Consider the following 20507-nt stretch of genomic DNA (forward strand, 5'->3'; position numbering starts at 1 on the left):
ACCGTCGGCTTCGGCAGCCTCGCCCGGACCGGCCGCCAGCCCGAAGCGATCGCGGAGGAACGCCGCCGCGCTCCCCTGCGCCCGCCGCCCGTCGGTGAAGGTCCCCGGCATGGCGAAGAACCCGTGGATCATGCCCGGGTAGTGCTCCAGCCGGGTGGACACACCGGCGTCGCGCAGCCGCTCGGCGTACCGCTGCCCCTCGGTGTGGAGGGGGTCCAGTTCGGCGGTGATCACCAGCGCCGGCGGCAACCCGGACAGGTCGTCGGCGAGCAACGGGGAGGCCAGCGGGTCCCGGGCATGGGCCGGGTCGGCCAGGTAGTGCGTCCGGTACCAGACGATCGAACGGCGGTTGAACAGCGCCGGGTCGTCGTCGCCGGCCGGTTCGCCGCTCTGGTCGGTGTTCGGATAGACCAGCAGTTGCGCGGCGAGTGGGGGCCCGTCCGTCCGGCTGAGCAGGGTGACCGCGGCGGCCAGGTTCCCGCCGGCGCTGTCCCCTCCCACCGCCAGTCGGGTCGGGTCCACGCCCAGCCGGTCGGCGTGCCGGGCGACCCAGGAGGCGGCGGCGTGGCAGTCGTGCACCGCCGCCGGGAAGGGGTGCTCCGGGGCGAGCCGGTAGCCGACGGTGATCACCTGACAGGGGACGGCGTTGGCCAGGCGTCGGCAGATGCCGTCGGCGGTGTCGATGCTGCCGAGCGTCCACCCGCCGCCGAAGAAGTAGAGCAGGGTGGGCAGTGGACCCGAACCGGCCGGCCGGTACACCCGCAGCGGTAGTTCCCCGGCGGGGCCGGGGATCCGCTCGTCGCGTACCTCGGTCACCGGCTCGACCGCGCCGCCGCCGGCGCGGATCGCGGCCAGGTCCGCGGCGCGCGCCTCGGAAAGGGTCTGCGCGTACAGCGGCGGGGTGCCGGCCGCGGCACGGGCCGCACGGTACGCCGCCACCTCCGGATGCAGGGCCATGTCGCTCCTATCCACAGGTGCTCACCAGTAACTTGTCGATTCCGCGCAGGAACAGGCTGCCGCTGTACGTCGGCGTCTCGGTGACCGTCAGCGCCGGGAACCGGGCGAACAGCCGGGGCAGCGCGAGGCGACCCTCCAACCGCGACACCGCCGCGCCGAGGCAGAAGTGCAGACCCACCCCGAAGGCCAGTGACGGAGGGCCGGGACGGGTCGGGTCGAAGGTGTCCGGGGCCGGGAAGCGGGCCGGGTCCCGGTTGGCCGCCCCGATCATGATCAGCACATTGTCGTCCTTCGCGACCGGCGCGCCGTGCAGCACGGTGTCGGCCGGCGCGGCGCGCGCCAGGAAGTGCACCGGGCTCGCCAACCGCAGCACCTCGTCGACGCAGCCCTGCGCCAGCGTGGCGTCGGTGGGCAGCGCCGCGACCGTCTCCGGGTGCGCCAACAGCAACGGCAGCCCATTGCTGAGCATGTAGACGGTGGTGACGAAGCTGGCGTTGAACAGCACGATCAGGTTGCTGACCAGCTCCTCCTCGGTCAGCTCCACCTCCCCGGAGTCCAGCGCCTCGACCAACCCGCTGAGCAGGTCGTTCCCGGGCACTCGACGGCGGTGTTCAAGCAGCTCCCGGTAGAAGACCCGCAACTCCCGCGCGGCGGCGTTGGCCGCGGCCAGCCGCTGCGGGGTCTTCCCCGCCACGTCCAGGAACTCGTCGATCCACTCCACCCGCTCGCGGTACCACGGCAGGTCGGCGGCCGGGATACCGATGAACTCGGCCATCACCAGGGCCGGGATCGGGTACGCGAAGTCGGCCACGAAGTCGACAACGCCCTCCCCGGCGTCCGCCATCCGGTCCAACAGCTCGTCGACCACCCGCAGGATCACCGGTTCCAGAGCGCCGAGCCGGCGCGGCGTGAAGGTGCGGGAGAAGACGTGCCGCATCCGGGTGTGGTCGGGCGGGTTGACGAACATCATCGAGGTTTGGAAGGTACGCAGGATCTCCTGCTCCTCCCAGCCCGGCGGCGGCTGTTTCGTCCACTCCGGATCACGCAGCAACTCGTCGACGAGGTCGTAGCCGACCGCGACGGCGGCCACCGTAGGGTGCTCGGCGCGCGCCGGCACCGCGCTGATCGGGCCGAGCCGGTGCAGCGCGGCGTACCACGGGTACGGATCCTGTCTGCCCTGATCGCTGTACAGGCCGGTGAGTATCTCCTCCACGTCCACGGCCAACTCCTCCCCAGGATGTCGGTGGCCGGGGACGACGGGGATCACCCGCCGTCCCCGACCGTTGTCACAGGTCGAGCAGCCGCAGCGGCACGGCGTTGGCCAGTGCCTGGTTGCCGGCGTCGTTCGGGTGGATGTGGTCTCCCGAGTCGTACGCGGGCAGCAGTTGGCTCGGCCGGGCCGGGTCGCGCAGCACCCGGTCGAAGTCGAGCAGCCCGTCGAACTCCCGACTGCCGCGCAGGTACGCGTTCACCGCCTGGCGGGTGGCCTCCTTCTGCGGCGTCCACACGCCCGGCGCCCCGTGCCCCTCGTACGGTGTCAGCGTGGCCACCAGGCTGGTCAGCCCGCGCTGCTGGAGCTGCTGGTTGATCTGCCGCAGGGTGCCGATGATCGCCTCGGGTGCGTCGTTCGACATCCAGATGTCGTTGATGCCCAGGTGGGTGACGACGGTACGCACCCCGGTCTGCCCGAAGACGTCCTCGTTGAGACGGGCCGCCGCGTTCGGGCCGAGCTGGTAGTAGCCGGGGTAGCTGCCGTCGCCCGGCTCGGTGCCCTCGTGGTTGAGCCGGTTGCCGGCCAGGCTCAGGTTGAGCACGCCCGGGGTGCGCTTGTCCGGCCGGTCGGCGAGCAACCGGTCGGAGAGCAGGTCGGGCCAGCGCCGGTTGGCGTTGACGGTGCTGCCGTTGCCGTCGCCGATGGAGTCGCTGAGCACGACCAGCGCGCCGGGGCTGCCCTTGCGTTGCACGTCGACGCCGGAGAGGAAGAACCAGCAGCAGGTGGGGCGGGTGGTGAACCCGGTGCCCTCGGCCGCCCCGGTCAGGTCCCCCGCGCCGATGAAGTTGGCCTGCTGCGACTGGCCGTGGAACGTGGTCGGGCCGGTCGGCGTCGGGAAGTGCACTGTGACCACCAGGTCACTGTCGTCCGCGACCGGGAAGGCCAACGGGTCGCTGAGCAGTTCCGCGCCCCGGTTCATCGTCGCCGTGGTGGTGCCGGTGAAGGTCAGCGGGCGCACCGACGCCGCGTCGATGTCGGAAAGGTCGTCGGGGGTCGCGGTGTTCGGCCGGGCGACGGTGGCGCGACCGACAGCCACCGCCTGCTCGCCGTAGAGGTTGCTCAGGCGTACCCGCAGCGCCGGGCCGCCCACCGAGACATGCACGATCATCCGGACGCTCTGGTCGTTGAGACCGGTGTTGGTCAACCCGACCGAGTTGCCCCGGGTGACCGCGGTGGCCCAGCTGCCCGCCCACTCGGCGCGGTCGGGTCGGCCGGCGGCGGTGCCGGACGGACCGGCGCTGGCGACGACGGCGGGCGCGCCGGCGACCAACAGCGCGGCCGCGGCGGCGATGACATGCCATCTCTTCGGGGTTGCCGTTGCCATGGAACCTCCATCGTGTGGCAGCCCAGGGCCGTCCGCTGACGGCGCCCGTCTGGACGATGGTCCAGAAACCTAGCCGCCGCCGCTGACGGGCGTCAATCAACCTGATCGACGCGATCAAATGTCCGGCGGGCCGCTCGGATCGCCCGTCGGCACGGTTCCGACCAGCCGTTTCCGGCCTAGGCTTCCAGGCGGCGGCGGTGCGGTCGCCCAAGCGCGCCACCGTCGCGTCGTCACCGGGAGCTGCCCGGGACCGCCGCTTTCTCGGATGGGGGCTGCCGGATGACTGACGGACCCGGGCACACCACTACCTACGTGGACAGGGTGTTGGACCTGTTCGCCGAGTTCGGCGACCGGGAGGCGTTGGTCGGCGCCGATCAGCGACTCACCTACACCGAGGCCGCCGCGCGGGTTCGGGCGATGGCCGCGACGTTGACCCGGCACGGCGTACGGCCCGGGTCGGCGGTGCTGGTGACCGTCGCGAACGCGGTGGAGGGGCCGCTGCTGCAACTCGCCCTGCACCTGCTCGGCTGCCGGACGATGTGGGTCGCCCCGGTGACCGCGCGCCGGGAGGTCGACGAGTTCATCCGGTTGGCCCGCCCGGACGCGCTGGTCTACGACGCCCGGGACCGGGCCGGTCTGGGCCCGGAGCTGGCTGCCGCGCTGCCCGGCACGCCGGTGTGCTGTCTGGGCGCGGGTGGCGCCGGCCCCGACCTCACCGCCGACACCGACGTGGCGGAGCTGCCGGTGTCAGTGCCGGCACCCGAGTCGTTCCTGCAGACCAGCGGCACCACCGGAAGCCCCAAGCTGGTGCACCACCGGGAGAGTTTCTACGCCCAGATCCTCGCCCTGGCCGCCGACTTCCGCGCCGCCGGGTTCCCCCTGCTGCGGCACCTGTCGCACTCGCCGATGTGGCTGGCCAGCGGGCAGATCACCACATTGTTCAACCTGTTCACCGGTGGGGTGCTGTTCCTGCGCGACGACTGGGACCCGGTGGCCTTCGTGGACACCGTGCAGCGGGAACGGATCAACTCGACCTTCGTCACCCCGCCGATGCTCTACGAGGTGTTGGACCACCCGGCGCTGGTCGGGGCGGACTTCTCCGCCATGTTCATGTTCAACGTGGGCGCCGGGCCCGCCGCGCCCGCCCGGCTGCGCCAGGCCATCGCGCGGTTCGGCCCGGTGCTGCGCATCGTGTACGGCCTCAGCGAGGCGGTCGTGATCACCGCGCTGCCCGGGTTGACCGACGATCCGGAGCACCCGGAGCGGTTGGGCTCCTGCGGGCGGCCCTACGGCGACGTCCGCATCGAGATCCGCGGCGACGACGGCACCGTGCTGCCGACCGGCCGCGACGGCGTGGTGTGGGTGCACACCCGGCTGAGCTTCGCCGGCTACCACGGCCAGCCGGAGCTGACCGCGCAGACGCTCGTGGACGGCTGGGTGCGGACCCGCGACATCGGACACCTCGACGACGACGGCTACCTCTACCTGGTCGACCGGGCAGACGACGCGATCCTCACGCAACGACGGAGCTGGCCGATCTTCTGCCGCCCCATCGAGGACGTGCTGGCCGGGCACCCGCGGGTACGGGCCGCCGCCGTGATCGGCGTGCCGGACGAGACGGCCGGTGAGGTCCCGTACGCGTACGTGGTGCTCGGGCCGGGCGCGACGGTCACCGGGGCGGAGCTGATCGACCTGGTGACCGTCGACCTCAACGAGATGTGGGCACCGGCCGCTGTGGAGTTCCTCGACCGGTTGCCGGTGAACCGGTCGATGAAGGTGGACAAGCGGGCGCTGCGCGAGCGGTACGCGGCCCGCCGGGCGGCGGCGGTCGGGGCGTGACCGCCCGCCGACAACTGGTCGTCCTGGTCAGCGCGGACCTGATCTCCAACCTGGGCACCCGCATCTCGGTGGTGACCATTCCGTGGTTGGTGCTGGTCACCACCGGCAGCCCCACCAAGATGGGCCTTGTCGCGTTCGCCGAGACCCTGCCGTACCTGCTGTCCAGCGCGTTGGGCACACCCTGGGCGGACCGGATCGGCCTGCGCCGTACCTCGATCCTCTGCGACGGGGGCAGCGCGGTGGTGATGGTCGTCGTGGCGCTGACCCCGTGGTTGGGCTTCGTCCCGCTGGTGGCGCTCGTCGCGGTGGCCGGCGCGCTGCGGGGCATCGGGGACCGGGTGAAGCACGTGATGTTCCGCCCGGTCGCGGAGGCCGCCGGGGTGCCACTGATCCGGCTGACCTCCGCGTACGACGGGCTCAGCCGGGTGGTGACCCTGTTCGGCGCCGCAGTGGGCGGCCTGCTGATCGCCGTCTTCGGGGTGACCGAGGCGATCCTCATCGACGCGGCCAGCTTCGGGGTCTGCGCGCTGCTCATCGGCGTTCTGGTCCGCCCTCCGGCCGTCCCGACGCGACCCGCCCAGCCGGAAAGTTACCTGCGCGCCCTGCGGGGTGGCTTCAGCTACCTGGGCCGGGACCGGCCGCTGCTCGGCATGCTCGCCGTCATCTCGGCGCTGAACATGGTGGCCAACGCCAGCGTGGCCGTCTACATCCCGGTCTGGGTCGCCCGGGAGCTGCCCGGCCCGAGCGGTCTCGGCCTCGTGCTGGCCGCATTCTCGGCGGGCGCGCTGCTGGGCAACCTGGTGTTCACCGCGCTCGGGCCTCGGCTGCCCCGGCGGCTGACGTTCCTGGTCGGCGCGCTGATCGCCGGCACACCCCGGCTGGTGGCGCTGGCGATCAGCGACGAACTGCCGGTGGTGCTCGTGGTGACGTTCCTGTCCGGAATCGGCATCGCGGCGGTCAACCCGCTGCTCGGGGTGGCGCTCTACGAGCGGGTGCCGCCGGAGTTGCAGACCCGGGTGATCGGCATCGCCGGTTCGTTGGCGTTCGTCGGGTTGCCGGTCGGCGCGCTGCTCGGCGGTTGGTCGGTGGACGCCCTGGGGCTCACCCCGGCCCTGCTGACCATGGCGGCCGCGTGCCTGCTGGTCACCGCGTACCCGCTGCTGGTCAGGACGTCAGGCCCGGAAGCGCCGGCCCGGCCCACCCCCGTCACCACACAGTGACCGGCCCAGCCTCCTCTGTGGGTGCCAACTCCCCGCCCCAGCGCGCCGACGACGCAGCGCCCACGACGCCAATCCGACAGCGCCCGCGCGTTGTTCGTCGGACGTTCGGCTGCTGGCCGCGTGGGCGTCGGCCGGGGACGGCTAGCGTCGACAGTCGTCACCGCACCTGGAGGCCGCCGCGTATGCCGTCGTCACCCACCCGCCGCCGCGCCGCCGAGGTCACCGCCGTGCGCCGGATCGGCGACAGCGCGCCGCACAGCGCGTTCACCGACCTCGTCCGGTACGCCGGGAGCTGGTTCTGCGCCTTCCGGGAGGCCCGGACCCACCTCAGCGACGACGGCGTGCTCCGGGTGCTGACGTCGACCGACGGCCGGTCCTGGACCTCCGCGGCCGTCATCGCGCAGGCCGGCGCCGACCTGCGCGACCCGCGCTTCGTGGCGCGACCCGACGGGCGGCTGCAACTACTGGCGGCGGCCGTCACCGGTGAGGCCACCAAGACGTTCCAGACGGTGACCTGGCTCTGCGCCGACGGCCACACCTGGGGCGATCCGGCCCCGGTGGGCGAGCCGGGCGTCTGGGTGTGGCGGGCGGCCTGGCACGACGACGCCATGTACGGCGTCGGCTACGCCACCCGGGAGCCGAGGTTCGCCCGGCTCTACCGCAGCACGGACGGGATCGACCTGCGGCCCTGGGTGCCGACGCTGTTCGAGGACGGGTACCCCAACGAGTCCGGTCTGGTCTTCGACCCGGACGGCACCGCCCGGTGCCTGCTGCGGCGGGACGGGGCCACCGCGAGCGCGCAGCTCGGCCGGGCCGTTCCGCCGTACCGGGACTGGACCTGGACCGACCTGGGTGTCCAGGTGGGCGGGCCGACGCTGCTCCGGCTGCCCGACGGGCTACTGCTGGCCGGGGTGCGCCTGCACGACGGCGAGGTCCGCACCGCGATCTGCGTCGTCGACCCGGACCGGGGCGAGCTGTCCGAGCTGGTCGCGCTGCCGTCCGGCGGCGACACCAGCTACCCCGGCCTGGTCTGGCACGACGACCTGCTGTGGGTCAGCTACTACTCCTCCCACGAGGGACAGACCCACGTCTACCTGGCCGAGGTCAGGCTGACCGTCTGAGCCTGGCCGGGGCGCCCGCCGGTCGGTTAGCGTGCCCGCATGCCATCGACGCTCACCGAATCGACGGACCCGTACTGTCTGCGCCCCGGGGAGGCCGCCGAACTGCTGCACGGGCACCCGTGGCGGCGGTTCGTGGCGCTCGGCGACAGCGTCGTGGAGGGCATGTGTGAGCCGACACCGGGCTACCCGGACGTGCAGTGGGTCGACCGGCTCGCCGCCGAGCTGACCGCCGTGCGCCCCGAGCTGGCGTACCGGAATCTGGGTCGACGCGGGCTGCGCGCGCACCAGGTGCGGGCCACCCAGCTCGCCCCGGCGCTGGCCTTCGCACCGGACCTGGCGCTTGTCGTCTGTGGCGGCAACGACGCCTTCCACAGGGCGTACGACGCGGAGGCGGTGGACGCCGAGCTGACCGCGATGATTACCGCGCTGCGCGACGTGGGCGCCGACGTGATCACCGTGGGCATGTTCGACGTCTCGCACAGCCCGGCGGTGCCCGAGCACATCCGGCCCGGCCTGGGCGAACGCATGCGCCGCCTGTCCGCCCACACGGCAAACCTCGCCGAACGCCTGAGCACAATCCACGTGCACCTGACCGACCATCCGCTGACGGCCGACCCCACCCTCTACAGCACCGACGGCCGCCACGGCAGCGCCCGCAGCGACGCCATAGCAACAGCCCAAACCCTCCGCACCCTCTCCCCCCACCGCCCCTCCCCCCACCCCGACCCCACCCCCTCCGGCCCCGTTGATCATGAAGTTATTGCCACGACACGCCGCGCCGGAGCGCAATAACTTCATGATCGACGGGGGTCAGAGCCCGGGCGGGTCAGTCGCGCAGGAGGATTCCGGTTAGGAGGACGCCGTGGGCCAGGTTGAGGATTCCGTCGCAGCCGGGGTAGCCGACGCGGGCCAGGCCGCCGGAGGCTTGGCGGCCGAACAGGTACGGGGCCAGGGAGTACGGGACGTCGGCGGTGACCGTGTCGCCGGTCTCGATCTGGACGAAGTCCATCGACACCCGGTCGGTCGGCAGGTACTCCTGCAGGATGGCGCCGCCCTGGTCGACGGCGGCCCGCACACCGTCGGCCCAGTCCGCCGCGCTCAGCTCCGGGCCGAGCAGCACACCGTGCCCGGCCGAACCGTCGGCCGGTTTCGTCACGAGCGTGGCCTGCTCGGCGATGGCCCGGTCGAGCACCGCCGCGGTCAACGGCACCGTGTACGGCACGTGTCGGCGGATCAGCGCCTGGTCGTCGGCGGGCAGGCCGTCCACGTCCTCCCACAGCCAGCCGAACGTGGTCTTGTTGCCGAGCAGCCAGGCCGCCGCCGACACGAACATCGGTAGGGTGCCGGCGGCGAGGGCCACTGCCACCGCGTCCAGGCCGGCGGTCGGGGTGACCCGGTTGGGCACGAACAGCCGGAACAGCGCGTGGACCGGCGCGCCGTCGACGACGAGGCGGTTGTCGGCGTCCACTGTGGCGGTGGACACCGGGGCGATGACCAGGTCGATGCCGAAGTCCCGGGCCCGGACGGCGAGGGGGTCGAGGATCCGGATGAACGTCTGCGGGTCGTCGAGGCCCGGGTAGTCGGCGTCGAAGTCCATCAGCAGCGCCACCCGGGCGCCCTCGGGCAGCCGCAGCTCCTCGCGGATCGCCACGAACCTCTGGTCGAGCAGGGACGGCGCGGCCCGCACCGGCAGGTCGTCGAGGATGCCCTGCTCCCGGTAGAGGCGCGCGAACCGCTGGATGACGGTGTCGGCGTCGAACCCGCCGCCGAGGCTGCTGTCGATGTTGTACTCGACGAACTTGGGCACCCCGGCAGAGAAGATCACATCCGGCCGGTACGCGGCCAGCAGCGCCTCGGTCAGCGGCTCGGCGTCGTCCAGCAGCCTGGTCTCCCCCGTCGGTACGCCGAGCAGCCGGCGCAGCTCGCCGGCGGTGCCGGCCCGACGACGGCAGGTGTCGAGGATGAGTTGGGCGAGCCGGTCGCAGACCTCGTTCAGTTCCCGCCAGGCGTCGGCGGTAAGGACCGGAGGGCGGGCCAACCGCCACTGCTTGTTGTAGGTGGCCCGGCCGTGGAAGACCTGCTCCCAGGCCGCCGCCCCGCTGGTCACCATGGCCCGGCGGGCCGGTTCCGGCAGGTCGGTCCAGGCCCGGTCGGCCGCCGGCCACGCGTAGTTCGGGTCGATCATGACGTGTCCTTCATGGTCAGGTGGATGGCGGTGGCGAGCTGGTCCCGTCCGGGCTGGACGGCCCGGTCCAGTGCCGGGGCGAACGGCAGCACCGCCCCGTCCGGTCGGGTGACGCGGCGGGGCGGGGCGAGCAGCCGGACCCGTTCCACCACGCTGGCGATGATCTCGGCGGCCATCCCGCAGGAGCGGTTGGCGTCGTCGAGCACCACGATTCGCCCGGTGCGGGTGACCGACTCGGTGAGGCCGTCGATGTCGAACGGGTACAGGGTGCGCGGGTCGAACACCTCCACCGAGACCTGGTCGGCCAACTCCTCGGCGACCGCGAGCGCATCGTGCACCAGGTGCCCGATCGCGACCACTGTGACGTCGTCGCCGAAGCGGTGGATCCGTCCCCGGCCCAGCGGCACCGGGGTCAGGTCGTCGACGTCGTCGCGCAGGTCCATCGCACCAGCGGGGGCGAAGACCACCACCGGGTCGTCGTGGCGGATCGCGGTGACCAGCAGCCCGTACGCGTCGGCCGGGGTGGCCGGCACGACGGTGACCACGCCGACGTGGGCGAAGAGGCTGTACGGGTGGTCGGAGTGCTGCCCGGCCCACCCGGTGCGCGAACCGGAGCCGGGCACCAGGTAGGTGACGGGAACACTGCACTGACCGCCGGTCATCAGCGGGAACTTGTGCGCGTGGTTGACGATCTGCTCGAAGACCAGGAACAGCAGCGACGGAATCTGGAACTCCACCACCGGCCGTAGCCCGGCCAGCGCCGCCCCGGTGGCGAAACTGGTGAACGCCTGCTCCGACAGGGGGGTGTCGCGGACCCGTTCGGTCCCGAACCGCTTGGCCAGCCCGGTGGTCACCAGCGACGCCCCGACCTGGACGTCCTCGCCGAGCAGGAACACCGCCTCGTCGCGCGCCAACTCGTCGGCGAGGGCCCGGGTCAGCGCCCGGCGGTACGACAGTCGGGGCACCTCAACCACCTCCGGTGCGGGCGGTCAGACCGCTGGCGTACAGGTAGGTCAACGCGTCGGCCGGGTCGGGTTCGGGGCTGGCCAGGGCGAACCGCACCGCCGCGTCGAGGGTCGCCTCGACCTCGGCGTCCACGGCTGCGCGGTCGGTGTCGGAGAGGCGTTCACCCTGGATGCGCACCGGGTCCCGGGCCCGACCACGGGTCACCTCGTCGGGCGGGCGGTAGTCGAGGCGTACCGCGTGTTCGAAGGTGTGGTGGGCGTCGAAGCGGTAGGTCCGGGCCTCGATCAGCTCGGGGCCGCCGCCGGCGCGCATCCGGTCGACGGCGGCGGCCGCGGCCACGCGTACCGTCTCGGGGTCCTGGCCGTCGACCTGGACGGCCGGGAGGTCGAACGCGGCGGCCCGGCCGGCGATGCTGCCCGCCACCGCGCCGGCGACCGGCATGGTGGTGGCGTAGCCGTTGTTCTCGCAGACGAACAGCACCGGCACCCGCCAGAGCGCGGCAAGGTTGAACGCCTCCAGCAGCATCCCCTCGTTGACCGCGCCGTCGCCGAAGAAGCTCACCCCGACGGTGTCGCGGCCCCGGCGGCGGTGGGCCCAGACCGCGCCCGTGATGATCGCCCCGGAGGCGCCGACGATCGCGTTGGCGCCGAGGACCCCGATGCTCAGGTCGGCGGCGTGCATCGAGCCGCCCCGGCCGGCGTTGAGGCCGGTGACCCTCCCGCACAGTTCGGCGAGCATCCGGGCCGGGTCGGCTCCGCGGGCCAGCACGTGCCCGTGGCCACGGTGGGTGCCGGCGAGCACGTCGTCGGCACCCAGCGCCGCGCAGACGCCGGCGGCGATCCCCTCCTGACCGAGGTACGGGTGGATGCCGCCGACGATCTGCCCGGCGTGGACCAGTTCCACCGCCCGTTCCTCGAACCGGCGGATCAGCCGGACCGTGCGGTAGAGCCGGACCGGGTCGGCGTCGGTCACGCAGGCCCCTTGATGGCGGCCAGGATGTCGTCCCAGAGCCGGGCCCTGGCAGCGAGGGCGGTGTTGACCGTGTCGGCGCACTCCTGCCACTTGGCGTCGTCGTCGCCGCACAGGTCGGCGAGCATCTGCATGGCCATCGGGGTGTGCTGTTCGCCGTCGACCTCGATGTGCCGCTCCAGGTAGTCGACAAAGGTGTGCAGCCGGTTGCTGTGCTCGTTGACCGAGACGACCTGGGTGAACATGTCCGGGATCAGGTCCTCCCGGCCGAACGCGAAGGCCGCGGCCTGGCAGTGCACCGGGGTGGACTCGATGATCTGCCAGGTGGTCGCGGCGAACCTCGCCGACGCCTCCGGCACCCCGGCCTCGGCGAGCGCCTCGGTGACCGGCCGGCCGGCGCGCAGCAGGTCGATGAGGGCGTTCACCGCCGTGGTGTCCGCGCCGGCCTCGGCCATGCCCTGCACGTACAGCTCGAAGTGGCTGATGTAGCCGCCGCCCAGCTCGTCGCTCTCCTCGACCATGACGATGTCGTTGATGAGGCGGCGGCTACCGGTCGGGCCGGTCGGGACCCACGGCACGGTGACGCAGGTCAGCTGCCGCTGCAGCGACTTCAGCAGGGACATGAAGTCCCAGACCGCGAAGACGTGGTGCTGCATGAAGGTGACAAGCGCCTCGTGGGTGTCGAGGTTGACGTAGAGCGGGTGCTTGACCACGGCGTCGCGCCGGTCGGTCACCGCCCGCTCCAACCGCTCGATGCCCGGGTGCGTCTTACCCCAGTCGTACCGTGACATGTCAGCCTCCCTGCTGGGCGCGGTGGCGCCAGATGATCGGGCAGTAGTCGGGGTCCGCGTGGTCCGGCCGCCCGTCGTGGGTGCGGCGGACCAGCACGTCGTGGTTGTACGCGGGGTGCGGCATCGATCACCCCCTCGGCTCGGCGACGCGGGCCAGCAGCAGGCTCACGTTCTGGCCGCCGAACCCGAACGAGTTGGTGACCGCGTACTCCAGGTCGGCCTTGCGGGGTGTGCCACGGATGTGGTCCGCCGGGCAGGCCGGATCCGGATCGTCCAGGTGGTACGTCGGCGGCAGCAGCCCTCGGCCGAGCGCCATCGCGGTGGCCGCCGCCTCCAGCACCCCGGAGGCGCCGAGCAGGTGCCCGCTGAGCGCCTTGGTGGAGCTGACCGGCACACCGCCGACGCCGAAGACGTTGGCCAGGGCGGTGGTTTCGGCGATGTCACCGAGCTTCGTGCCGGTGCCGTGCGCGTTGACGTAACCGACGGCCGCCGCCGGCACACCGGCGCTGCGCAGCGCCCGGCGGATGCTGGCCGCCGCGCCGGCGCCGTCCGGGCGGGGCGCGGTCGGGTGGTACGCGTCGGTCGTCGCTCCGAAGCCGGCCACCTCGGCGTACCCGGTGACGCCCCGTGCCGCGGCGTGCTCGGCGCGTTCGAGTACCAGCAGCGCGGCGCCCTCGGACAGGACGAACCCGCTGCGGGAGGTGTCGAACGGCCGGCTCGCCCGGCTCGGGTCGGTGCCGGCGCGCGCCAACGCCCGCGCGTTGCCGAAGGTGTCGGCGAAGGTCGGGAAGAGCGGCGCCTCGCTGGCCCCGCAGAGCACCACGTCGACCTCCCCGGTCGCGATGAGCCGCACCCCGTCGGCGATCGCCTGGGCACCGGAGGCGCAGGCGGTGCCGACCGACGAGCTGTAGCCCCGGATGCCGTGCGCGATGGCGATCCGCGCCGCCGGCATGTTCGGCAGGATCCCGGTGAGCAGGTACGGGCTGACGGCCGACCGACCCCGGGCCGCCCGGGCCAGCACCTGCGACTCCAGGGTGGCCATCCCCCCGACCCCGCCGACGATCACACCGATCCGGTCGGGGTCGACGTCGCGGCCCACCTCGATGCCGGCGTCGGCCAGGGCGTCGGCGGCGGCCAGCAGGGCGAGAACGACGACCCGGTCCAGCACCCGGGTCTCCGGCCCGGACATGACGGTCCGCGGGTTGATGTCGGGCAGCAGGCCGGCGACGTCCAGCGACTCCCTCGCCGGATGCCCCTCCGGTGGGCGGGTCAGCCCGGACCGGCCGGTGGTCAACGCGTCGAAGGTCTCCTCGACGCCCCGCCCGACCGGCGTGAACAGACCCATACCCGTGATGAAGGCGGTCATGAGTTCGCCTCGGTGAGGTAGCGCTCGCGCAGGACCACCTTGCGGACCTTGCCGGTCACGGTGACCGGGATGTCGGCGGAGCGCACCGGCACGACCCGGCGCAGCGTCGCGCCGACGTCCGGGCCGAGGGCGGCGCGGACCCGCTCGGTGCGGTCCTCGGCCTCGTCGGCGCCCGCGGTCAACTCCAGCAGCACGTCGGTGACCACCGCGCCGGCCTCGGCGACGATCACCACAGTGCAGTCGGTGACGTCCGGGCAGGCGGCGAGGATCCGTTCCTCGGACAGCGCTGTGTAGAAGTGCCGCCCGGCACCGGCGTCGACCGAGTCGACCGCCCGGTCCAGGTGGTAGTAGCGGCCGTCGGCGTCGGCGCGGACCAGGTCACCTGTGAGGTACCAACCGCGCTGGCGGAAGCGGTGGGTGGTGACCGAGTCGTTCCAGTAGCCCCGGAACAGCGACGGCGAGTCGATGCCCAGGAAGCCCACCTCGCCGACCGGCACCGGTTCGCCGTCGGCGTCGAGGACCGCGACCTTGGCGAACTGGTACGGGCGGCCGATGCAGCGGCCGTACCTGTCGGTGTCGGCGCGGTGGGTGATGTGGAACATCGAGTGCCCCATCTCGCTGGAACCCAGCCCGTCGATGAAGACCGAACCGGGCACCTTCGCCACCCCGTCCCGGGTGACCGTGTCGTGCCAACCGACCGCGACGAGGCGGCGGATGTGCGGTTCGTGCGAGGCGTCACCCGTGTTGAACCACAGCCGCACCGAGTCCAGGTCGTACCCGGACAGGTCGAAGCGGGCCAGCTCCACCCAGGTGACCGAGAAGCCGAACACCCCGTCGGGGCGCCAGCGTTGGATCGCGTCCAGCACCCGCTCGCCGCCCTGCTCGGACAGCAGGAACATCTGCGCGCGGTTGCCCAGCGCCTGGTTGACCATCAGCACCGTGGCGGTGTGTGGCGCGGGCAGCGCGTTGAGGATCCGGGTGGTGCCCTGCGCCTGCGGCATGGTGAGCAGGTGCCGGGTGGCCGCGAAGAGGCTGGCGTGCGAGTGCAGCACCGCCTTGGGCACCCCGGTCGTACCGGAGGTGTGGGTGATCACGATCGGGTCGTCCGGGTGGTGCCGGTAGTGCGCCGGGGCCGTGGCCGGGTCACCCGTGCCGGCCTGCGCGGGGGTGCCGAGCAGCGGTACGCCCAGGTCGTGCCCGGCCAGCAGCGCGGTGTGCGCGTCGTCGGCCAGCACACCGACGCCCCGCAGGCGGCGGATGTACTCGGCGGCGATCTCCGGGCGGAGTTTGCCGTTCATCAGCGCCGGGATCGCCCCGAGCCGGGCCAGCGCCAGGAAGCTGAGCACCATGTCGGCGGCGGCGGTGGCCCAGACGGCGACCGGGTCGCGGGGGCGTACCCCGCGCTCGTGCAGCCAGGCGGCGCGGGCGGCGACCCGCTCGTCGAGCCGCCCCAGCGTCAGTGGCGTCTCGGCGGGGTGCCCGTCGACGGCGGTGTCGAAGGTCAGGCCGGGCCCGTCCGGGTCGGCGCCGTGCGCCAGTACCCGGGCCAGCACGTTGCCCGCACCCAGCTCGGTGTCGGCGGCCAGTGTGCCGCGCAGTCCCCGTGTCCTCATGGTCGTGCTCCTCCCCCCAGCAGCACCGCGACCGCCTCGGTCGGCCGGTCGGGTGCCTGTTCGATCAGGATCAGCAACACCTCGTCGGCGTCACCGTCGTCGCGCAGCAGGTCGGCCTCGGCGACCCCGTCGGTGTACGGGTCGCCGGTCGGGCTGAGACAGACCACCGGGCCACGCAGGCCCCAGCGGGCCGCGAGGTGCCCGGCGACGCTGTTGGGCACGGACTGGAAGAAGAACAGCGGGCCGATCCGCCCGCCGGTCTCGACGGTGGCCCGTACGTGCTGGGCGCTGGCGAGGTCTCCGCTGGCGCTGACCAGCACGATCCCGGTCCGCACCCCGGCGGGCACTCCCTCCGGCCCGTACCCCCGACGCAGACACCGCTCGGCGACGGTCACCACCACGGGCGCGAAGTCCGAGTGCACGAACCCCGGCACCCTCGCCACCGCGCCGTCACCTTCAGGCCACCAGGCCCGCGCCCTCTCCCCCGGCGATCTTGCGGTTTCGGTCGTCGGTTTGGGCGCTTGGTCGGATTCGTCGGGACAGAAAGTGCAAGATCGTGGGGATTCGGGGGCGGTCATCGGACGCCGACCAGGAGAGCGGTGTTGGCGCCACCGAAGGCGGCGTTGAGGGTCAGGGCGTGGGTTGCCGTCGTCCTCTGGGGACGGTCGGTCACCACGTTCACCGGGCAGGACTCGTCGGGGCCCAGCCAGCCCGCGTTGACCGGCAGCTCACCGTGGCGCAGCGCAAGCGCGGTGACCACCAGTTCGAGGAGCCCGGACGCCTCCAGCGCGTGCCCGTGCACCGACTTCGTGGAGCTGACCGGGACCCTCGTGGCGTGCCCGTCGAGGGCCCGGCGCAGTGCGGCCGCCTCGGCGGCGTCGCTCTGCGCGGTCCCTGTGGCGTTGGCGTTGACGTAGCCGACGGCCTGCGGTGGCAGCCCGGCCCGGCGCAGCGCGCCGTCGACCGCGCGGGCCAGCCCGGTGCCACCGGGCTCCGGCTGGCAGGGATGGAACGCGTCACCGGACCGTCCCCAACCGGCCACGGTGGCCACCGGATCAACACCGCGTCGTCGGCCGGTGCTCGACTCCAGCACCACCGCGGCCACCCCGTCACCCAGCAGCAACCCCCGGCGGCCAGCGCTGAACGGGCGGACCGCACCGTCGACCGCGAGGGCGCGACCGGCGTCGAAGAGCGCGAACTGGTCCGGCTCCACCAGGTAGCCGGCCGCGACCACCACCCGTTCGACCTCTCCCCGGGTGATCTGGGCTGCGGCGTCGGCCACCGCCGTGCTCGCCGAGACGCAGGCGCTGGTGTAGACCCGGGTGTGACCCGAGAGCCCACATCGGGTGGCGAGCTGACCGGCGAGCACGGTCGGGGTCGGACCCGCACCCGGGGTCGGGCCGCCGTGCACGGCGAGCAGCAGGGCGCACCCCGTGCGCTGCGCGCGGTTCAGGCCGGCCGCCCGGCAGGCCGCGTCGATCGCGAAGGCCAGTTCGTCGGGGAGCGTGCCGACCTCGGGCAGGGTGGCCGCCACGGTGACCCGGCGGGCGGCGGTGTCGAATCGGCCCACCGGCCCGAACGCCGGCACACCGGCCAGCACACCGGCGAGCTGCGCGTCGGCGCCCCGCCCGAGGGCGCTGACGGCGTGCATGCCGGTGAGCTGGGCGACACGCGCCTCAATCATCTGCGGAGGCGGTCAGCGACGCCCGCAGCACCACCAGGGCGTCATCCACGGTACGGATGCGGGCCAGGTCGTCGTCGGCGAGGTCGAGCCGGCGTTCGTAGCGCTGTTCGACGAGGTGCACCAGCCAGGCAAGCTCCATCGAGCCGATTCGGTCGGACACCTCGGCAGCCGGTTTCGCGGCGAGTTCGGCGAGCATGGTCATCAGGTCAGCTCGCCCCAGATCGGGCTGACCGCCCATCAGGCTCTGTCGCTCGTCGCCTCGGTGACGCGATTGGCGACCATTGTGGTGAACTCCCCCACCGTCATCAGGGCCAACTGCTCCGACTCGTCGTCGGCGAACGTCAGGCCGAAACGGTCCTCGACCCGGACGGCCAGGTCGGCCAGTGCGAGAGACTCCAGGTCGACGCCGGAGGGGCCGAGTGTGGTGTCGTCGTCGAGCCCTTCGACGTCGTAGTTCATGTCGGCGAGCTGCTCGACGACGAAGGCGTGGACCTCGGCTCTCATGGATACCCTCTCTGCGTGGCTCAGCTGACGGCGTCCGGTCGGGACACCGCCTACGTGTGGGTCGGCCGGGACACCGGCGGTCAGCCGGATCCGGCCGCTGTGCTGCTCCGCCCGCTGCCGGCGCTCGCGCCTGTCGACGTCGAGGTGGCGCAGTGGCCCGCTCACGGGTTGACCGCCGAGCGCAGCACGTCGATCGAGCGGACCAGCTTGCCGGTGGTGGTGCGGGGCAGCTGGTCGAGCAGGTGCAGCGCCCGGGGGCGTTTGTAGCCGGCCAACCGTTCGGCAAGGAGCTTGTCCAGCGTGTCCTCCGACAGTGGGCCGTCGGGTTGGACGTACGCGGTGATGCCGTCGTCCCAGAGCACCACCGCGGCGGCCACCCCGGTCAGCCCGGCGACGGTGGCCTCCACCTCGGTCAGGTCGACCTTCATCCCACCGACGGAGACCTGCGAGTCGAGTCGACCGCGCACCGTGACCAGGCCGGTGTCCTCATCGACGGTGCCGGCGTCGCGGGTGTGCAGCCAACCGTCGGACCAGCGAGACGGGTCACTCAGCCCGACGTACGGCGACGCCGGGCAGGACACCCACAGCTCACCGCCGGACTCGCGGACCTCGATGCCGGGCGCCGGGGTGATCGACGGGCGGTGCGCCCCGTACAGGTCGGTGCCGATCACCCCGACCTCGGTCATCCCGTACATGTTGCCCAGGGGCACCCCGTACCGGTCGGTGAACGCCCGGGCGACGGCGGCCGGCACCAGTTCGCCGCCGGTGGTCATCCGTCGCAGCTGCGGCAGTGGACGGGCCGGTCGGGTGGAGGCGAGCAGTCCGATGTGGAACGGCACACCGAGCACGGTGGCGGGCGTGGTGTCGGCGGTGATCGCGGCCAGCACGGCGTCGCCGCTGAGCCGCTCCGGCGGAACCAGCTCGACCCCGGCGTGCAGCCCGTAGAGCAGGCCACCGACCAGGCCGAGCACGTGCACCATCGAGGGCAGCAGGATGATCCGCTCGCCGGGGAGCGCCACCCCGTCGATCCGGGTGTAGCGGTGCACCTCGGCGACCAGGTCCGCGGCGGTACGGCCGATCACCTTGGACGGGCCGGTGGAGCCGGAGCTGAGCTGGATCACGGCGTGGCCGCTGACCGCCGGACGGTCGGCGTACCGTGTGACTCCCTCGGTGACGTCGACGAAGATCTTCAGCGCGCCGCCACCGGTCCGCAACGGGGCGACCACCACCTGCGGGGTCAACCGGGCCAGCGCGCGATCCACCTCGTGGTCGGTGAGCCGGTGGTCGAGCAGGATCGCCTGCCCCCCGGCGCGCCAGGTGGCCAGCAGGTTCACCACGTACGCAAGTGAGGGTGGCAACCGCAGCGCCGCGGCGCCGCCGGGGCGCAGTCCGGCGGCGGTGAGGCGGTCCTGCGCGGCGGTGACCAACCGGTGCAGGGTGGCCCGGTCGATGGGTTCGGGCAGACGCAGACAAACGTCGGTCGGGTGGCCGGCGAACAGGACTTCGTCCACCCATCCGGGGGCTGTCGCCGTAAGATTTTCCGCCACCACTACCGTTCACCGCCCAGCATCAAAGAGGGCGAATCCGCCCATCACGTACGCTTGTCGGGGTGCTGCGGGGAACCATACGACGCCCACAGGGTCATTGCTAGATGCGAATGGATGGATCAAAAGAAGCGGCCGGCCGGATTGCCGACAGCCCGTTCGGCGGACAGGATCGGGCGGCCGATTCGGCAGAGCGTCACCGAGGCATGACGCCTCGTACAACCGTCGCGCGGCCCCAGCCGGACGGCCGATGGCATCATGGTCACCGGGTGGCGCGTGCTAGCTCGGTTTGATGCTGGCCAGTTGGACGAGCAGCTGCACCAGCCGGTACGCCTCGGCGAAATCGACGGCGTGGAAGGCGACCGTCCGGCCGCCGCCGACGCGGGTCACACCCGGCACCAGAGTTGCGAGGTCGACCATGTACGGGCCGTACAGGTCGACCTCGACGTCCAGCGGCCCGGCCAGCTTCGTCGGGGATACCGAGGCACGCCGGGCGATGGCCTCGGCGGCAGCGTGGCGCAGCCGCTCCCGTGCCTCCTGCGGATGTAGAGCCACCGCGGCGGCCTGACCCAGGGTCTGCTTGACGGCAACGGTGATCGCCGAGGGCACCAGCTCACTGAATTCCGTGCAGGCGGTGTCGTCTCCGCTGAGCAGGACGACCGGCGCGTCGAGGTGTCCCGCCATGGCGACGTTGAGGCCGATCTCGCCCAGCGATCGTCCGGCCACCCGCACGTCGAGGATGGCGTCACTTATCGTGTGGGCGAGGACGGCGGGCCCGGCACCGGCCCGAGCGTGATAGCCGACGAGCAGAACGGCGTCCGTGTGCTCGTCCAGCCCTGCGAGCATGCCCAGCGGGCGGGGTTTGCCTCGCACGAGGTAAGCACGCCGGTCAAGGTCCTCCGGCAGGATGTTCCGAAACGTTCCATGTGCGTCGGCGACCCACACCACCGCGTCGGGTTCGGCATCGAGAACCCCGGCGATCACCGCGTTCGCCTCGGCGGTCATCAACGCCCGGCCGCGCTCGTAGTCGTACCGGTCGGGATTCGTCTCGGCGGGATGCACGATCCCCGAGATGCCCTCCAGGTCCACCGAGATCAGCACCTTCATGGCTACCTGACCCTACGCGCACTTTCCCCAATGTCGACCCCGCG

Annotated in this window: 18 protein-coding genes and 2 pseudogenes; 4 read left to right on the forward strand and 16 right to left on the reverse strand. The window is 72.6% G+C overall.

Features of this window, described 5'->3' with window-relative positions:
* Positions 1 to 42: 42 nt before the first annotated feature.
* The 3 genes and pseudogenes from lipP1 to IW248_RS10420 form a co-directional block, all read right to left on the reverse strand.
* A pseudogene (gene lipP1 / locus IW248_RS10410) lies at positions 43 to 957 on the reverse strand (LipP1 family hormone-sensitive lipase); the annotation flags it as partial.
* Between the two features lie 7 nt (positions 958 to 964).
* Positions 965 to 2176: a cytochrome P450 gene (locus IW248_RS10415; RefSeq protein WP_196926793.1), complete on the reverse strand. Its 1212-nt coding sequence runs from the start codon at positions 2174 to 2176 to the stop codon at positions 965 to 967.
* A gap of 67 nt (positions 2177 to 2243) precedes the next feature.
* Positions 2244 to 3521, reverse strand: coding sequence for an SGNH/GDSL hydrolase family protein (locus IW248_RS10420; RefSeq protein WP_196930125.1), 1278 nt, complete (start codon positions 3519 to 3521; stop codon positions 2244 to 2246).
* A gap of 312 nt (positions 3522 to 3833) precedes the next feature.
* Between IW248_RS10420 and IW248_RS10425 the strand changes: the two genes are divergently transcribed.
* The 4 genes from IW248_RS10425 to IW248_RS10440 all read left to right on the forward strand — a co-directional run bounded on the left by IW248_RS10425 (position 3834) and on the right by IW248_RS10440 (position 8526).
* The gene (locus tag IW248_RS10425; RefSeq protein ID WP_196926794.1) at positions 3834 to 5393 is read left to right on the forward strand and encodes an AMP-binding protein; all 1560 of its coding nucleotides are present in this window, start codon (positions 3834 to 3836) and stop codon (positions 5391 to 5393) included.
* Positions 5390 to 6613 carry an MFS transporter gene (locus tag IW248_RS10430; RefSeq protein WP_196926795.1) on the forward strand — a complete coding sequence of 408 codons (1224 nt, stop codon included), beginning with the start codon at positions 5390 to 5392 and terminating at the stop codon, positions 6611 to 6613. Before IW248_RS10425 ends, IW248_RS10430 begins: the two co-directional genes overlap by 4 nt.
* A gap of 182 nt (positions 6614 to 6795) precedes the next feature.
* Positions 6796 to 7734, forward strand: coding sequence for a sialidase family protein (locus IW248_RS10435; RefSeq protein ID WP_196926796.1), 939 nt, complete (start codon positions 6796 to 6798; stop codon positions 7732 to 7734).
* Positions 7735 to 7773: 39 nt separating this feature from the next.
* Positions 7774 to 8526 (forward strand): SGNH/GDSL hydrolase family protein, encoded by a 753-nt coding sequence (locus IW248_RS10440; protein ID WP_196926797.1) that lies wholly within the window; start codon positions 7774 to 7776, stop codon positions 8524 to 8526.
* A 34-nt stretch (positions 8527 to 8560) separates the two neighbouring features.
* Here IW248_RS10440 and IW248_RS10445 read toward each other — a convergent pair whose 3' ends face one another.
* From IW248_RS10445 to IW248_RS10505, 13 genes and pseudogenes are all read right to left on the reverse strand, one after another.
* On the reverse strand, positions 8561 to 9919 hold the full coding sequence (locus IW248_RS10445) for a hypothetical protein (RefSeq protein WP_196926798.1): 1359 nt from the start codon (positions 9917 to 9919) through the stop codon (positions 8561 to 8563).
* Positions 9916 to 10884, reverse strand: a complete 969-nt coding sequence (locus IW248_RS10450) for an alpha-ketoacid dehydrogenase subunit beta (protein WP_196926799.1) — start codon at positions 10882 to 10884, stop codon at positions 9916 to 9918. The genes IW248_RS10445 and IW248_RS10450 overlap by 4 nt, the downstream gene beginning before the upstream one ends.
* A gap of 1 nt (position 10885) precedes the next feature.
* Complete coding sequence (locus tag IW248_RS10455) at positions 10886 to 11857, reverse strand: thiamine pyrophosphate-dependent dehydrogenase E1 component subunit alpha (RefSeq protein ID WP_196926800.1); 972 nt, start codon at positions 11855 to 11857, stop codon at positions 10886 to 10888.
* Positions 11854 to 12645 (reverse strand): DUF3050 domain-containing protein, encoded by a 792-nt coding sequence (locus IW248_RS10460; protein WP_196926801.1) that lies wholly within the window; start codon positions 12643 to 12645, stop codon positions 11854 to 11856. Before IW248_RS10460 ends, IW248_RS10455 begins: the two co-directional genes overlap by 4 nt.
* 1 nt (position 12646) lies before the next feature.
* Positions 12647 to 12757, reverse strand: a pseudogene (locus IW248_RS10465) (phytanoyl-CoA dioxygenase family protein); the annotation flags it as partial.
* A gap of 15 nt (positions 12758 to 12772) precedes the next feature.
* Complete coding sequence (locus IW248_RS10470; RefSeq protein WP_196926802.1) at positions 12773 to 14011, reverse strand: beta-ketoacyl-[acyl-carrier-protein] synthase family protein; 1239 nt, start codon at positions 14009 to 14011, stop codon at positions 12773 to 12775.
* The gene (locus tag IW248_RS10475; RefSeq protein WP_196926803.1) at positions 14008 to 15624 is read right to left on the reverse strand and encodes a class I adenylate-forming enzyme family protein; all 1617 of its coding nucleotides are present in this window, start codon (positions 15622 to 15624) and stop codon (positions 14008 to 14010) included. Before IW248_RS10475 ends, IW248_RS10470 begins: the two co-directional genes overlap by 4 nt.
* Complete coding sequence (locus IW248_RS10480) at positions 15621 to 16067, reverse strand: beta-ketoacyl synthase chain length factor (RefSeq protein ID WP_307787899.1); 447 nt, start codon at positions 16065 to 16067, stop codon at positions 15621 to 15623. The genes IW248_RS10475 and IW248_RS10480 overlap by 4 nt, the downstream gene beginning before the upstream one ends.
* 131 nt (positions 16068 to 16198) lie before the next feature.
* On the reverse strand, positions 16199 to 17308 hold the full coding sequence (locus IW248_RS10485) for a beta-ketoacyl-[acyl-carrier-protein] synthase family protein (protein ID WP_196926805.1): 1110 nt from the start codon (positions 17306 to 17308) through the stop codon (positions 16199 to 16201).
* Positions 17301 to 17546, reverse strand: coding sequence for an acyl carrier protein (locus IW248_RS10490; RefSeq protein WP_196926806.1), 246 nt, complete (start codon positions 17544 to 17546; stop codon positions 17301 to 17303). Before IW248_RS10490 ends, IW248_RS10485 begins: the two co-directional genes overlap by 8 nt.
* Positions 17546 to 17812, reverse strand: coding sequence for an acyl carrier protein (locus IW248_RS10495; protein WP_196926807.1), 267 nt, complete (start codon positions 17810 to 17812; stop codon positions 17546 to 17548). Before IW248_RS10495 ends, IW248_RS10490 begins: the two co-directional genes overlap by 1 nt.
* A gap of 161 nt (positions 17813 to 17973) precedes the next feature.
* Positions 17974 to 19323 (reverse strand): class I adenylate-forming enzyme family protein, encoded by a 1350-nt coding sequence (locus IW248_RS10500; protein WP_196926808.1) that lies wholly within the window; start codon positions 19321 to 19323, stop codon positions 17974 to 17976.
* 312 nt (positions 19324 to 19635) lie between these two features.
* Positions 19636 to 20463: a M55 family metallopeptidase gene (locus IW248_RS10505; protein ID WP_196926809.1), complete on the reverse strand. Its 828-nt coding sequence runs from the start codon at positions 20461 to 20463 to the stop codon at positions 19636 to 19638.
* Between the last annotated feature and the right edge of the window lie 44 nt (positions 20464 to 20507).

The organism is Micromonospora ureilytica, assembly GCF_015751765.1.
In the GTDB taxonomy this organism is placed as follows: Bacteria; Actinomycetota; Actinomycetes; order Mycobacteriales; family Micromonosporaceae; genus Micromonospora; species Micromonospora ureilytica.

Coding starts and splice junctions, on each gene's coding strand:
- IW248_RS10425 (WP_196926794.1), top strand. CDS start 3,834: ATGACTGACGGACCCGGGCACACCACTACCTACGTGGACAGGGTGTTG.
- IW248_RS10435 (WP_196926796.1), top strand. CDS start 6,796: ATGCCGTCGTCACCCACCCGCCGCCGCGCCGCCGAGGTCACCGCCGTG.
- IW248_RS10440 (WP_196926797.1), top strand. CDS start 7,774: ATGCCATCGACGCTCACCGAATCGACGGACCCGTACTGTCTGCGCCCC.
- IW248_RS10445 (WP_196926798.1), bottom strand. CDS start 9,919: ATGATCGACCCGAACTACGCGTGGCCGGCGGCCGACCGGGCCTGGACC.
- IW248_RS10460 (WP_196926801.1), bottom strand. CDS start 12,645: ATGTCACGGTACGACTGGGGTAAGACGCACCCGGGCATCGAGCGGTTG.
- IW248_RS10470 (WP_196926802.1), bottom strand. CDS start 14,011: ATGACCGCCTTCATCACGGGTATGGGTCTGTTCACGCCGGTCGGGCGG.
- IW248_RS10475 (WP_196926803.1), bottom strand. CDS start 15,624: ATGAGGACACGGGGACTGCGCGGCACACTGGCCGCCGACACCGAGCTG.
- IW248_RS10485 (WP_196926805.1), bottom strand. CDS start 17,308: ATGATTGAGGCGCGTGTCGCCCAGCTCACCGGCATGCACGCCGTCAGC.
- IW248_RS10490 (WP_196926806.1), bottom strand. CDS start 17,546: ATGGGCGGTCAGCCCGATCTGGGGCGAGCTGACCTGATGACCATGCTC.
- IW248_RS10495 (WP_196926807.1), bottom strand. CDS start 17,812: ATGAGAGCCGAGGTCCACGCCTTCGTCGTCGAGCAGCTCGCCGACATG.
- IW248_RS10505 (WP_196926809.1), bottom strand. CDS start 20,463: ATGAAGGTGCTGATCTCGGTGGACCTGGAGGGCATCTCGGGGATCGTG.